At 42.4% G+C, this 14950-nt stretch carries 11 protein-coding genes; 9 read left to right on the top strand and 2 right to left on the bottom strand.

Annotated elements, in window-relative coordinates:
* The first annotated feature begins 166 nt into the window (after positions 1–166).
* From ACEYW6_RS27150 to ACEYW6_RS27165, 4 genes are all read left to right on the top strand, one after another.
* Complete coding sequence (locus tag ACEYW6_RS27150) at positions 167–715, top strand: hypothetical protein (protein ID WP_412982199.1); 549 nt, start codon at positions 167–169, stop codon at positions 713–715.
* A gap of 398 nt (positions 716–1113) precedes the next feature.
* A complete protein-coding gene (locus ACEYW6_RS27155) occupies positions 1114–1947 on the top strand; it encodes a hypothetical protein (protein WP_412982200.1) in 834 nt (277 codons plus the stop codon).
* A 19-nt stretch (positions 1948–1966) separates the two neighbouring features.
* The gene (locus ACEYW6_RS27160; protein ID WP_412982201.1) at positions 1967–2605 is read left to right on the top strand and encodes a HesA/MoeB/ThiF family protein; all 639 of its coding nucleotides are present in this window, start codon (positions 1967–1969) and stop codon (positions 2603–2605) included.
* Between the two features lie 167 nt (positions 2606–2772).
* Positions 2773–3012: a hypothetical protein gene (locus tag ACEYW6_RS27165; RefSeq protein ID WP_412982202.1), complete on the top strand. Its 240-nt coding sequence runs from the start codon at positions 2773–2775 to the stop codon at positions 3010–3012.
* A 31-nt stretch (positions 3013–3043) separates the two neighbouring features.
* Here the strand turns inward: ACEYW6_RS27165 and ACEYW6_RS27170 are convergent, their stop codons facing one another.
* Complete coding sequence (locus ACEYW6_RS27170; RefSeq protein ID WP_412982203.1) at positions 3044–4735, bottom strand: M3 family oligoendopeptidase; 1692 nt, start codon at positions 4733–4735, stop codon at positions 3044–3046.
* Between the two features lie 375 nt (positions 4736–5110).
* On the opposite strand from ACEYW6_RS27170, the gene ACEYW6_RS27175 reads away from it, so the two are divergent.
* Positions 5111–5548, top strand: coding sequence for a hypothetical protein (locus tag ACEYW6_RS27175; RefSeq protein WP_412982204.1), 438 nt, complete (start codon positions 5111–5113; stop codon positions 5546–5548).
* A gap of 62 nt (positions 5549–5610) precedes the next feature.
* Here ACEYW6_RS27175 and ACEYW6_RS27180 read toward each other — a convergent pair whose 3' ends face one another.
* Positions 5611–10275, bottom strand: a complete 4665-nt coding sequence (locus tag ACEYW6_RS27180) for a GAF domain-containing protein (protein ID WP_412982205.1) — start codon at positions 10273–10275, stop codon at positions 5611–5613.
* Between the two features lie 239 nt (positions 10276–10514).
* Here ACEYW6_RS27180 and ACEYW6_RS27185 point away from each other — a divergent pair, with 239 nt between their 5' ends.
* The 4 genes from ACEYW6_RS27185 to ACEYW6_RS27200 all read left to right on the top strand — a co-directional run bounded on the left by ACEYW6_RS27185 (position 10515) and on the right by ACEYW6_RS27200 (position 14834).
* Positions 10515–10631 carry a hypothetical protein gene (locus ACEYW6_RS27185; RefSeq protein WP_412982206.1) on the top strand — a complete coding sequence of 39 codons (117 nt, stop codon included), beginning with the start codon at positions 10515–10517 and terminating at the stop codon, positions 10629–10631.
* Positions 10632–11176: 545 nt separating this feature from the next.
* On the top strand, positions 11177–12529 hold the full coding sequence (locus ACEYW6_RS27190) for an ammonium transporter (protein ID WP_412982231.1): 1353 nt from the start codon (positions 11177–11179) through the stop codon (positions 12527–12529).
* 114 nt (positions 12530–12643) lie between these two features.
* Positions 12644–13510: an SGNH/GDSL hydrolase family protein gene (locus ACEYW6_RS27195; RefSeq protein ID WP_412982207.1), complete on the top strand. Its 867-nt coding sequence runs from the start codon at positions 12644–12646 to the stop codon at positions 13508–13510.
* A gap of 115 nt (positions 13511–13625) precedes the next feature.
* Positions 13626–14834, top strand: a complete 1209-nt coding sequence (locus ACEYW6_RS27200; protein ID WP_412982208.1) for a 4-hydroxy-3-methylbut-2-enyl diphosphate reductase — start codon at positions 13626–13628, stop codon at positions 14832–14834.
* The last annotated feature ends 116 nt before the right edge of the window (positions 14835–14950 follow it).

The raw sequence follows: 14950 nt of genomic DNA on the forward strand, positions 1-14950 counted from the left end.
TAAGGCTTTAATTCCGTTATATTCTGATACTCTAACTATTCGGCCAATTGTTCAAGTTATTTTTACATGATTCCTAAGAGCTAATATTGAATTCTGCGCTCCAATTCTTTGGAGTGTTATTCCGAAAGAAGATAGACAACAAATAGGTCGGAGATTAGATCGAGATATGCTCTCTGGAGACAGCAAGAAAATATCTTATGGTACTGAGTTTCTTACTAAATTAGATGGCTTAAAACATGTCTCAAATACTACAAGAAAAGTCATATTTGAGCCAGCAATTAAGCAGCTTGAAGAAAGCTTAGATGATTGGGATAAAGAAGTAGAAATAGTTATTAAACTTGAACACTTTGGATTAAATATTCCAGAAGAGTTAATAACAAAATATGTTTCGGCTCTTACTTTAACCTATGTTGGTTATAAAGGTTATAGTACATATTTCCAGAGAAGCAATTTCTACTCTGATGCTGCCTCTCCTATTGTAAAACGACTATTTGAAAAATTTGATGATAGGGCTGCACAGGCATTTATTGAGGTTATAAAAACTGATTTAAAATTAAAAAATAGAATACAAAGTCCAGGACAATTAGCACGTCTTCGGAATCTTGCTAATATTTTGTTAAATCGAGTAGGTTTGAGAGAAGATGTTAAAGATTTTCTTGAACTTGTGACAGACGAAACCAAGACTGATGAGTTCTATCGGAACATTAGATCATAGAACTTTAGTACAGGGAATGTTTGTGAAGTCTTGCTAATGCTATTTCTTTTTAGACCTCGGTTACGAATCTGTGCTTAGAAGCTGTAGCATTTATCAATTCCCTGCGTGCCCCAACTCGTGGAGCCTACATACTAGTACGAGAGGAAAGGTAACACTGCCAAATGCAGTGGGCGTGTGTGAACGGGGAGTGCGAAGAACCTGGGAGGTAGGCTTAAAAGTAGCCATCCTTGAAAGAGTGTGTAAAAGCTCACCAGCGGAGTCCCTCTAGTAACTGAGAACACGCAATGCTCCACCAACTTGCACGCAGAACTATATTAATTCGTAATTAAGAAAGTGAGATTTCATCACGATTTTTAGGGTTGCATTGGTAGCCTTCTTTTTGAAAATTGGTATTAGTTATGACTAACATATTTAAGCTAATCAACCAAATTGCGATCGCAGAAGCGCAATTACATACCACCCAATTCCTTGCACCCTGTGTCAAAGGTGGACGGGTTCGCACACGGGTAGCCGGGATGATCTACACCTTCAGTCCAAAGCCTAGTAAATTTGAAGGTTGGGGCATCTTTCAGGCTGTGGATGATAAAACAGCAAAGGTTATAGAAGAAGCAGACTTACCCCAAATTGTGGAATACCTGCAACACTTTCCTCAAATACGCCTGCGGTTAGCACACCAACTGCAAAAACAAACTTGGTTAGCATACCCTGTGAATGAAGTAGATATGCGTCAACGGTTGAAGGTAGTTAAGCCGATCGCAGTCCACTTAGTAACCGAGGGTATCGCCTTTGAGCAAATCATTGCCCGATGGAATGGACAGTCTTGCTGGTTTGAGGAAGTAGATCGCCGTACCGATCCGGTAATTGTTGAAACTCTGCAATCTGCTATGAAGCAACTCATTCCTGCTGAGGAATTACAGTTTAAAGGCATGACTCCAGAAATCCGCACAGTGTATGAATTAGCAACTCGGCGCATTGAGGGATTTACTCAACCCCAACAGGATGAAAAGCGACTGAAAAAGGCATTGCGGATGGGTGGTGGTGAATTAAATCAATTCCACGATCGCGGCGATTATTGGACAGTCGATTGGACAACTGCTGATGGTGTTCGCCACACTAGCGCGATCGCTAAAGCTGACTTGACAGTTGTCAGTTCTGGCATTTGTCTGAGTGGACGCGATCGCGATTTTGACTTGCAATCCTTAGTAGGTGTAATGGAACACCAAGAGTATTAATTACGAATTACGAATTATTATGAGTATCTTTTTTCACGAACAGCTTTACCGCACTAATGCTGTGATGACAAAACTGAAAAACTATCCTGTAACTATTTGTGGGGCTGGAGCATTAGGAGCTAACATAGCTGAAAACTTAGCTCGGTCTGGTTTTGATAAACTTACAGTGATTGATCGCGATCGCATTGAGGAGCGTAACCTTTCGACTCAGCCTTATTACCGTTCTGATGTTGGAGCCTTCAAAGCGAAAATTTTGGCAAACAATTTATATCGAGCAATTGGTACTAAAGTTGATGCTAAAACTCTTGAGCTGACATCAGCAAATACAACCCAACTACTCAAAGACAGCCAGCTAATTGTCGATGTTTTTGATAACAGCGTGGCACGTCAAGCAGTGAAAGATTATGCTGAACAATTAAGCATTCCTTGTCTTCATGCTGGGCTATCGGCTGATTATGCAGAGGTGATTTGGAATGACGTTTATCGCGTTCCTTCTGAGGTTAATAATGATGTCTGTGATTATCCCCTGACACGAAACTTAGTAATGTTAACTGTTGCTGTGACGTGTGAAGCGATCGTTTCATTCATTGCCACATTAGAACAGCGTAACTTCACCATTACCCAGAAGGAGCTGACTGTTCAATCTCTGTTTTTGTAGATTGCGTACACGCTCTTAGCAGCTTGTCGCAGATATCGCCTATCAGGATTTACCAAACTCTGCGGGTTGAAGTAAAGAGCAAATAACAAGACGTTCGGCTCCGGCTGATCTTCACTTGCTGCCACCCAGCACTGGCAATCGAGGCACAGGTTGCTTTGACGCTGCGGATGCTAGGCGAACTTGAGACGGATGAAATTGCGCGGGCGTTTTTCGTACCCACGGCAACGATGGCGCAACGCTTGGTGCGTGCCAAGCGCAAGATTCGGGATGCAGGTATTCCCTATAAAGTGCCGGACACAACCGATCTGTCTGTGCGGGTAGACGCAGTGCTGACGGTGATCTATCTAATTTTTAATGACAGCGAACGCCGCTTTCTGGAGCGGCGGCTACGCGAAGTTCAACCCTAAGTTTCTGATAGCTTTCATCAGCTGTGCTCAATCAGCCAACCTTCAAAGTTTGACGCACTTTTTCAACGACTTTAGTAAGTGCGCCAGGTTCAAACGGAGAAATGAGATTTGCCGATCGCACTAATTCTCGAAAGGACGCAGAACCACCGCGATCGCACAACGCAATATAGTCCGCTAGCGCCTGCGAATAATCTTCTTCTGCTTTGATCCAAAACTGCAACGCGCAACACCCCGCCAAGGTGTAATCTATGTAGTAAAACGGCGAACAGTAGATATGCTGTTTGTCTTGCCAGACTCCGCCTTTGTTGAGGTAGTTCAAATCTCCATATTGCCGCCAAGGCAGATAACGAGCTTCCATCTGTTGCCACATTTGATGTCGTTCTTGGGGGGTTGCTTCTGGGTTGGCATAGACCAAATGCTGAAAATGATCTACTGCCACGCCATAAGGTAAAAACAGAATCGACCAAGCTAGATGCTGCCGACGAAATCGCTCGGCTTGATCGCCGAAAAACTTTTCCATCTGCGATCTGGTGAGAAACTCTAAGCTCATGGAGTGAATTTCACACGATTCTAGGGTGGGCCACAGGTAATCGAAAACTGTCAAATGGCGACTTCGCCACATTTGGAAGGCGTGACCGATCTCGTGAACGAACACCTGCACATCGTTTTTTGTCCCATTGAAATTTGCGAACACGTAGGGCATGTCATAGGTTGCAAAGCTTGTGCAGAATCCACCTCCTGCTTTTCCCGGACGGTTTTGCAAATCCAGTAAATGCTGCTCAACCATCATGCTGAAAAAACCACCCAGTGATGGATTCATGGCATCAAACATTTCTTGTGCCCGTTCCAGCATCCAGTCATGATCGCCAATTGGAGCCGGACTGCCTTTTGCATCAAAGACGGACTCATCCCAGAAATAAACGGTATCTAGGTTGAGCCGTTTTGCCTGTTGCTCAATTAGCTCGATCGCTAAGGGAACGACCTCTTGAACCACTTGATCTCGATAGCGCTCGACATCGGTTTGATCGTAATCCACTCGTCGCATTCGGCGATATCCTAGCGCAATGTAATTCTCATAGCCCAATTTTTTTGCCATGCGATCGCGCAGTTTCACCAACCGATCAAACAGTTGATCGAAGCGGTCTTGATTCTGCTCAAAAAACTGCCAGCGACACTGTTCTGCTTGGTGGCGAATGTCTCGATCTTTACTTTGCAAATAGGGTTGCAAACCCGATAAATTCACCTCCTCACCCTGGAACTCTAACTTTGCCGAGGCGATCAGTTCGGTGTACTCATTGGTGAGTTTGGATTCTTCGACTAAATTTGCCGCGATCGCTTTTTCAAAAGTCGTGATGTCTGCTTCCCACAGCAAAAAGGCTTGTCTTCCAAAACTTTGTTCTAACTCGGCGCGATCGGGGCTGTGGATCAGTTGCCGTTTTAGGTCTACTTCAAGGGCGGTCAGAGATGGCGAAATTTCACTGCAATAATCCAAGGCAGTTTTGTACTCTGGGTTTTGCGTATCTTGGTGAAAGTGCAGTTGTGTGAGTTCCCTCCACGTACTGAGTCTGCGTCGCAAGGCATCCCACTGCTCTATGACGATCTTTCGTTGCTCAGAGGTTTGAGCCTGGTTCAACTGCGTCTGAATAACTTGGTACTCTGCGGTCACGCTTAAGAGCGTTGGAGTTTCTGCTGTGATGTCGGCAAAATCTACTGGAGCTTGCATCAATTATTACCCTCAGTGATAAGACATTCAGTGATCAGGCGACTTCTGGAAAGTTTTTATTTGGGGAAATCGCCAACTTTCATTTTTTCAAAAATCTATTAAGACATCAACAAGGAAATCTAAGTGCCTTAATAAACAGACCTTCTTTAATAATGTTACTCAAAGCATTCGCTCACCTTATTTAGGCATGACGCTTAATGAATTCGCGGCACTAATACAAAGCCACAAACATCAAGTTCAGGAGTGTTAGTACAAGCTTGCCTGACTGGAGCTAGAAATATTCAAGCCCAGATACTGGAATTTAAGTAAATAAATATACTGAGAATTTATTGCCGACTGAGATAGTAAACTATTCAAAACATCAAAACAAAACTAATGAAAAAACTATTTGCAACTTTTAATATTTTGGTATTTTTATTGCCCTTAACTGCTGTAGCTAGCAGCCCAGATGACGATTTGTTATTCTTCGAGGGCAATAAAAATTTGATTATCGCACTGGATAACAAGACTAATACTGCATGTTCTTTCAACACCAAGACTAATTCAGTCGTTAAAATGTCTGGCGTTAAGTTTACTAATACCCGAATGATTGGGGCCTCTTACTGGTGGGGAAAACTAAGCGGCAACTTGAATCATTTTCTTAATCCTAAAACATTAAAGATTAGCGAAATTAAAGGTAAATGGAGTGACAACAACGTAATGTTAATCAAGATACAACATTACAAAGATTACGGTGTTTACACTGAAAGCCTCGGTGCAACTTGTGTTAAAGAAGGCGGGTTAAACGAAGTAGCTAAGAAGATGAGAAGCTAACTTAGCTTATGGCGAAAAGTAAAACTACGGAGAAAGCTTACTGAAGGTAGTTATTGGCGAGACTACAAAGCTAAAAAGTCTTGAATGCAGTTGACAAATTCTTTTAACTCTAAAATTAACTTACTAGCATCTCTAAGCTCTTGATGGTAAGCTAATTGTTCTAATTTGTCAGCTGCTAAGTACATAGCTGTGGCTCCAATGTTAGCACTAGCGCCTTTAAGGTGATGAGCTTCTCGCACAATTTGCCTAAAGTCATGAGCCGCGATCGCTGCTTTAATTATTTCTAAACGGGGTTTAATATCTTCAACGCATACTTGCAATAGATTTAATTCAAATTCTCTGTCATTTCCCGATATCCGATGCAAGTGTTCCCAATCAATTGCAAGTTCAACTGTACCTTTTTTTGTGGTGGAAAATGTCTGTTCATACACAACTGCCTCTTCTTGTGAGAGGATCACGCCTGTCCAATGCTCTAGAGTCGCAGCCAATTTTTCTTTAAATACTGGCTTACTCAGATAGTCGTCCATTCCAGCATTGAGACACATTTCTTCGTCTTCTTTCATCGCATTAGCCGTCATCGCAATCACTACAGGACGACGACGCAGAGCAAAAGTGTCCTCTTGCCAACGATGAATTTCTTTTGTGGTTTCCAAACCATCGAGAATTGGCATTTGACAATCCATTAGAATCAAATCGTAAGGAATTTTTTCTAATAGCTGCAAAACTTCCTTTCCATTAGCAACAACATCGGCTTTATAGCCCAAACTCTGGAGTTGCTTCAGGGCTACTTTCTGATTTACCAAATTATCTTCAGCTAACAGAATTCTTAACTTGGATTTATTAGCGGGGTTAGGGGAAGAAATAAGAATGTTTGAAGTTTCTATACTCTGGATTTCTTCAGTAGCCTCTAGCTTCCAGTCTTTAGCCCCTGGTTCTGATTCAGACCGATTTTCTAAAATAGTCATAATGGCATCTAGGAGTCGTGATGGCTTAATGGGTTTAACCAAATAAGCAGCAAATCCGATTTTGAGCGCCTGCTGTACTTCATCCCGTTGATTAGTAGAGGTGAGCATAATCAAAGGTATGTCAGCAATTATAGAATTGGCTTTAATTTGTTCTCCTATTGTCATGCCATTTTTTAGATCAACCAAGGCGACATCATAGGATTTCCCCTGCTCATAAGCTTTCTGAATAACTTTGAAGGCAGCAGTGATACTGTCAGCTTGATCTACCTGCATTCCCCAATGAGTAGCTTGATGGGAGATAATTTTGTAATTAGTAGCGTTGTTATCCACCAATAACAAGCGGCGATTGTTCAAAAGTCCGCGTTCGTATTTTGGCAAAACAGGCTCAATTTGCTTCGTAAAAAGCACCTCAAACCAAAACTTAGATCCTTTCCCCATCTGACTTTCTACCCCAATTACTCCTCCCATCAAGGTTACTAGTTGTTTACAGATGGCTAATCCCAAACCGGTACCACCATACTTACGAGTGGTCGAAGCATCTACTTGGGTAAATGGCATAAAGAGTTTGCGTTGGTCTTCAGGGCTAATGCCAAGACCTGTATCTGTAATGGCAAAATGGATGGTGGCTGTAGTAGAGGAAAGCGAACGTAATTCGGCTTGCACAAATACTTCGCCAGCGCTAGTGAACTTGATAGCATTGCTGATTAAGTTCATGAGAATTTGCCGCAGCCTACCAGCATCTCCTTTGATGTGGGTGGGAACGTTGTGCTCAATCAGTGTGGCAATTTCTAATCCCTTGTTATGGGCTGAGGGAGCTAATAATTCCACCACTTCTTCCACACAAGTGGATAAATCAAAATCTAGAGTTTCGAGAGCCATCTCTCCAGCCTCAAGTTTAGAAAGATCCAAAATCTCGTTGATTAAACTTAAAAGAGCGTCTCCACTACTACGAATTATTTCAATAAATTCTCGCTGTTCTGGGTCTAAGGAAGTATCTAACACCAAACTGGTCATTCCTAATACAGCGTTCATCGGAGTGCGAATTTCATGACTGATATTTGCCAAAAAGGCACTTTTAGTCTGAGAAGCTAATTCAGCTTGGCGACGGGCAATTTCAAGTTCTTGTCGCTGACGAGTTTCTGCTTCTAATAGTTGGGCTTGGGCTAAGGCAATACCTACTTGGTCGGCTATTTGCCGCAAAAGATGAGTTTCAAAGCTAGACCAGTGGTGGGAATCATCGCATTGATGAACTATGAGCAAACCACGAACTTCTTCTTTGACAAGAATGGGCACAACCAAATTGACTTTGACCCCAAACTGTTGCATTAATTGCAGATGGTTTTGTTCAACTTCTAGCAGATCCAAATTAGCCAACCCTAAAATCTGTCCTTGACGGTACTGCTGTAAATAGTGTTGTTGTAGATATTCCGCTTGGAAGTAGGGATGAGTAATGCTTTGCTCTTTGATTGCTGGTAAGCCAGAAACTACTGCTTCAATCACGGTGGTTGCAGACTCATCTGGTAAAAGTTGATAGATTAAAACTCGGTCAGTCTTGAGAATCTTTTGTACCTCCTCGACGGTGATTTGGAGAATTTCTTCGATTTGCAAAGACTGGCGAATTTTGAGGGTGATTTCGGTAAATAATTGCGATCGCAAGTTTTGGCGTTGTATTTCTTCTTCAGCCTGTTTACGCTGGATAAATTGCCCCACTTGCTCACCAATCGAATTCATCGTTTTGATCAAATCTTGGTCAGGCGGTTGGATCTCACGGTTAAAGCAGGTAATCACACCAAGGATTTTTTGTCCGCTGCGGATCGGAAAACCAAAAGCTGCGTGTAGTCCTACTTCAGCAGCAATTTTGAAGTTAGGCAAATTAATATCTTTAAGGATGTCAGCGAGCCAAACAGGTTCAGAAGTCGCCCAAACCCGGCCAGGGAGTCCAATTCCTGGTGCAAAAGTGGTTTGCCGCTTCAGTGCTTCAAACTCTTGCACATCAAGAGATGCCTTATGCCACATATCGAGAAAACGCAGCACATTTGCTTGCTGATCTACTATCCAAATTTCACCCAAATCCCATTCCAAACTCTCGCAGATCCCTTGCAGCATTTTGCGAGTAGCTTCGTCAGTCGTGGCGGACTCCGCTAAAACGCGGGTTGCAGCATATTGTACAGTCAGATGCTTTTGGGCGCGTTTGCGTAAGCGAAGCTCGTTGGAGACATCGGTGATATCAATGCCAGTGCCAACAATGTATTCTACTGATCCCTCATAGTCTTTTAAGAAGGTATTCGACCAAGCAATCAGTCGGCGGCTGCCATCCTTCATTACCCAATAGTTTTCGTGTTCTAAAAAGCCTCTACCAGTTAGCAATTGCTCAAAAACTGCTTTGACTGACTCCACCTCTTCAGGAAGTAAGAACAAGTTCCAGAAATATCTACCCCTCACCTCATCGAAGGAGTAACCTGTTGTTTGCTCACAAGCTTGATTGAAGCGAACAATTTGCCCTTGGGAGTCGGCAACTATTACTAAGGCGCTGGCTGTATCCAGGACTGCTGAGATAAAGTTGCGTTCCTGATTTAAGGTTTCTTCTGTCCTCTTGCGCTCAATCACCTCACGATAGATGAAGTAGTAGACTACAGCAAGAACGATAAAACTTAGGCAGATGGCGATCGCAAGTGTCAAAATTGTATTGCGACTCATGGCTTTTTTTGCTTGTGACTGCTGCTGGAGTTGTCCCCTTTCCTCGTTTTCTATCTCATTGATCACCTTACGGATATCATCCATGAGATTTTGTTCATCATTTCTCAGTAGTACTTGCAACGCCGTCTCTAATCCCTTGTTCTGACGTAAGTCGATAATCTGTTTGAGTTCAGTAAATTTAGCCGTTATCAGAGATTCAAGGGTTGTTATCTGCTGTCGTTGGTTAGGTCGATCTGCTGCTAAAATCTTCAGCTTGGCAATTTCTTGATCGACGTTAATAAGTGCTGCTTGATAAGGTTTGAGATAAATTTGTTTTCCAGTGAGGATGTAACCATTTTGTTTTATCTCAGCATCTTTGAGGTGAGACAGTAGTTTTTCTAGACTGGTGATTTTTTTATAAGTATTTTTGACTATACTGCGATTATTAGTAGTTACTCTAGTATTTTGATAAGAAACCACACCAATCAAAACTAAAATTGCCGACGCTAAACCAAAACCTACTGCAATCTTTTTGAAAAATTGCTTGTGTACTCTCTGTGCCTGTTTGCCTTTCTTGGTCACAAGTACCAAACTTGCTAAATTTCGGCGCAATTCTAGTTGCTTGATGACATGACGACCTAAGGTTCGTAATGCCTCTATCTGATCTGGAGTAAGTTCTCGTGGTACGTAGTCAATTACACATAAGGTTCCTAGTGCATATCCCTCAGGATTAGTCAGAGGTACACCAGCATAAAACCGAATATTTGGGTCAGATGTTACCAGTGGGTTTGTGGCGAACCTTTCGTCATCTGTTGCATCAGGCACAACAAGAACATCAGGCTGAAGAATAGCATGGGCGCAGAATGCAAAATCTCGATGTGTTTCTAGGGCTTCCATTCCGACTTTTGACTTGAACCACTGGCGATTTGTATCAATTAAGCTAATTAAGGCAATAGGAGTCTGACAAATATACGAGGCTAAACGGGTGAGGTCGTCAAAGGCGGCTTCAGATGGCGTATCGAGAATTTTATACTCCAAAAGCCTCTCGATTCTCTGTGCTTCGTTATCAGGTAATGGTGCTTTCATCCTTAAGCCTTATCTACATTTTGGGGATTGGGGAAGAAGCAGAGACAGGGGCAAAAGAGCAGTGGGAAAGAAAATAACTAACCAATGCCCAATGCCTAATGCCTAATGCCTAATGCCCAATGCCCAGTTCAACAAACTTACTTTAATTAATGACAATAGTTTAGTTAAAAGCGTTAGCGTAATTTCACTGAGTTCGACCTTATTAAAAAATCGGTCTGCCTCCTGCCTTCTTCAACGCAATGGCAATGCTTTGGGGTTGGAAGGTAGACAGGGTAACTCCAACTCATTACGACTTAATCGGAGCTTGTTTAGCTTTAGTGAGTGTTTTAATTATCATGTTTGCACCCAGGACTTGAGTAAAATTCCTATACTATTTTCGACCAATAACTTTTATATTATTCCCTTTTAAACAGATAATAACCTCACGGAAAATCACAAAGTTTTTTGGCAACTAGCTCTGAGAAGCAGTTATATGGATATTTACGCGTTTAGGCGGAAGATATCAAGATAACTCCTGACATATTTGTAGAAATTCTCTGAGAATACTGGCGATAATTTCCAATACTTGTCCATTTTCACAATTCTCTTGGTTTGTAACAGGAAGTAACTAAAAATTTTGAATTTTGTAGCGCTTGAATAAAATGCTTTTTTTCAAAAAAAAGATGCAATGATTGCATATGCACACCCTTATTCCAATCTTGGCAACTACAATCAGGATTATATTTTTGTTAACATTTTCAGAAATTTTAGGTTAAGTAACTTTCAAGACAAAAATGTGTAACTAAAAGTAATCAAATGTAGTTAAGTATACAAATCATTGGTGCTTAGGAAGAACAAACAAGTGTTGAAGAAAGTTGTGATGATCGGGGCTATCAGCCTACTGTTTTTGGGAGGGCCGTTAATGGGCAATGCTTTTGCCCAAACAGCAGCTGCTGTGCCTGCTGCTGATACAGGAGATACGGCATTTATGCTGATTTCAGCAGCACTTGTGCTGTTAATGACACCAGGATTGGCGTTCTTCTATGGTGGATTTGTGCGATCGCGCAATATCCTAAACACATTGATGATGAGCTTTGTGTTAATGGCGGTCGTGGGAGTTAGCTGGATTCTCTGGGGCTATAGTCTTTCCTTTGCGCCAGGGTTGCCGTTCATCGGTGGATTGCAATGGCTCGGTTTGAATGGTGTCGGGCTAGAAACAACCGATTATCTTAGAGGGTCAAATCCGGTAGAAGTTGTGTCTTATGCGGCGACAATTCCCCACCAGGCATTCATGATCTACCAAGCCATGTTTGCCATTATCACCCCAGCCTTAATTTCTGGAGCGATCGCAGAACGGATGAGTTTCCGCGCTTATTGTCTGTTTGTGCTACTGTGGTCGACCTTTATTTACGCCCCCCTGGCACACATGGTATGGGCTAAAGGCGGATTCTTAGGTTTGGCTGGTGGATTGGGTGCCCTCGACTTTGCAGGTGGTACAGTAGTTCACATTAGTTCTGGCGTTTCAGCTCTGGTAGCAGCGATCGTCCTTGGGCCTCGAAGAACCCACCCTGACCGCCTTAGCCCACCACACAATGTTCCGTTTATTTTGCTGGGTGCTGGCTTGCTGTGGTTTGGCTGGTTCGGTTTCAACGCTGGCAGTGCCCTATCCGTTGCTAGTGGAACTTCTGGTAACTTAGTCACAAATGTGGCAACAACAGCCTTTGTCGCCACCAATACAGCGGCGGCGGCGGGTGCATTAATGTGGCTAATTTTAGAAGGGGTATTACGAGGTAAACCAACCGCCGTAGGAGCAGCTACCGGAGCAGTTGCTGGTTTGGTAGGTATCACTCCCGCCGCCGGATTTGTCACACCGCTATCAGCGATTTTAATTGGTTTTATTACTGCCTTTGTTTGCTTCTATGGTGTGAGTTTCAAGCATAAGACGCAAATTGACGATGCTTTAGATACCTATCCTGTGCATGGCGTTGGTGGTACAGTCGGGGCCATTTTAACGGCAGTCTTTGCCACAACTCAAGTTAACGGAGGAGGTAAAGACGGATTACTGCGTGGTAATTTTGGTGAGTTGGGAGTTGAACTAGTAGCAATTGCCATTGCCTATGCGATCGCAGGTGTTGGTACGTGGATTATTCTCAAGCTTATCGATGCTACAGTCGGGCTACGAGTCAAAGAGGAAGCAGAATTGCAAGGTTTGGATATCAACGAACACGGCGAAGAAGGTTACAATTCCGAGTTTGGCGATCGTCCTACTCAGTAAAGAGGACTGAGTTAAGAATTGGAATTTTTCTTTCAATACAAAATCCAAAATTGGGCTGATTTGCGATCGCTAGCGTTAAAATTTGATTCAAATAATTGGTAAATTTCGCTAGTCGTGTCTACATCTGCAAAAACCTTTCCTATCTGGGCATTTTTCTCGCTGTTAACCAACGGCATCCTAATGTTGGCGGTCATCCTGCTAATTTGGCAACAGCAGAGATTGGCCGCTTTTTTTGGGATAATAACATCCCCAGAACCAATCAGCCTGAACAACTCACCGCAAATTACTACACCTGATTTGGGTCGCCGTCACCAACTCACTTACCAGGAGTGGGTGGACATCCTCGAGCAAGAAGCCAAGGTCGCCGCTGACCAGCGTCCTCCCAATTTAACCATCCTGGCGGGAGATTCTCTGAGTTTGTGGTTTCCCCCTGAGTTATTACCTGAAGGTAAAAATTGGCTTAATCAAGGAATTTCTGGCGAAACCAGCAATGGACTCTTGAAAAGATTGAAGATATTTGACCGCACCCAGCCAGAGGTCATTTTTGTGATGATTGGCATTAATGACCTGATTCGAGGGATGAGTGATGGGGTAATTTTAGATAATCAGCGGCAAATTATCAATTACCTACGAAAGACGCATCCTACAGCGCAAATTATTGTCCAATCGATTTTGCCACATGGGGCAGAGGAAGCAACCTGGAAAGGACGAGATAAACTTCTAGCTGTTGCCAATAGTCGCATTAGCAAGTTGAATCAGCAACTGCAAAGCCTTTGCACCAGAAAAGGAGTCAAATATCTCGATTTATATCCCTTGTTTACCAACAAGCAAGGAAATCTCCGCCGCGAATTTACTACTGATGGCTTACATTTAAGCCCTGAAGGCTATATAGTTTGGCGTTCTGCATTGCAGATTTATAGCGAGATCGAATTAAAACCCCAGCAAGAAAAAGAGGGGAAAAGGTTAAAGGGTAAAGGGTAAAGGCATTAAATCCTTTTCCCTTTACCCTCTCTGGTAATATCTTTGAATACAAGTTTGTATAAATCTCGTCTTGGCGCGAGAAAATAAGAAATAGTGGTTTAAATAGACAAATCTAATGGATACAAAAGCTTTTAAACGCAGCCTGCAACATTCAGAAAATTACAATCGTAAAGGCTTTGGTCATCAAGCTGAAGTTGCGACCCAGTTGCAATCTGAGTATCAGAGTAACTTGATTCAGGAAATTCGCGATCGCAATTACACCTTACAACGAGGTGATGTGACAATCCGACTAGCACAAGCCTTCGGCTTTTGCTGGGGTGTAGAACGAGCTGTGGCAATGGCCTATGAAACCCGTCAGCACTTCCCTACAGAACACATCTGGATTACTAACGAGATTATCCACAACCCTTCTGTAAATCAGCGAATGCAGGAAATGGAAGTAGAATTCATCCCCATTGAAGGAAAGAATAAAGACTTTTCTGTTGTGGGAACTGGTGATGTAGTGATATTACCTGCTTTTGGGGCTAGCGTTCAAGAAATGCAGATACTTCACGATAAAGGCTGCAAAATTGTTGATACAACTTGTCCTTGGGTATCTAAAGTTTGGAATACAGTAGAAAAGCACAAAAAAATCGACTATACATCAATAATTCACGGTAAATATAAGCACGAAGAAACAGTTGCGACTAGTTCCTTTGCTGGCAAGTATTTGATTGTGTTGAATTTACAAGAAGCACAATATGTTGCTGACTATATTATCAATGGTGGAAACCGTGAAGAATTTCTGACAAAATTTGCTAAAGCTTGTTCAGCAGGATTTGATCCCGATCAAGATTTAGAACGAGTTGGCATTGCCAACCAAACTACGATGCTTAAAGGCGAAACTGAGCAAATCGGCAAGCTTTTTGAGCGGATTATGTTACAAAAGTATGGCCCCACCGAGTTAAATCAGCATTTCCAAAGCTTCAATACTATTTGTGATGCCACTCAAGAACGGCAAGATGCCATGTTGGAGTTAGTGGAACATAATTTAGATTTCATGGTAGTAATTGGTGGGTTTAATTCATCCAATACTACTCAGTTGCAACAAATTGCTTTTGAGCGGGGAATTCCTTCTTATCATATTGATACTGTTGAACGGATTAAATCAGGAGATTCCATAGAACATCGGCAACTAAATGGGCAGTTAATAACTACAGAAAACTGGTTACCAGATGGAGAAATTGTCGTGGGAATTACTTCTGGTGCTTCTACGCCAGATAAGGTAGTAGAAGATGTGATTGAGAGGATTTTTGCGATGAAAACAACAGCAGCACTAGTTTAACAGTGAGCAGTTATTGATTTCATCTCTTGGCGAAACACCACACCAATATCAGTTATCAAGTAAGCAAGTTTGTAGTAAGGAATTTATTCCTTACTACAAACTCTTAAAACTAGCTT

Origin of the sequence: Nostoc sp. UIC 10607, from assembly GCF_047228265.1 — a bacterium.
In the GTDB taxonomy this organism is placed as follows: domain Bacteria; phylum Cyanobacteriota; class Cyanobacteriia; order Cyanobacteriales; family Nostocaceae; genus Nostoc; species Nostoc foliaceum_A.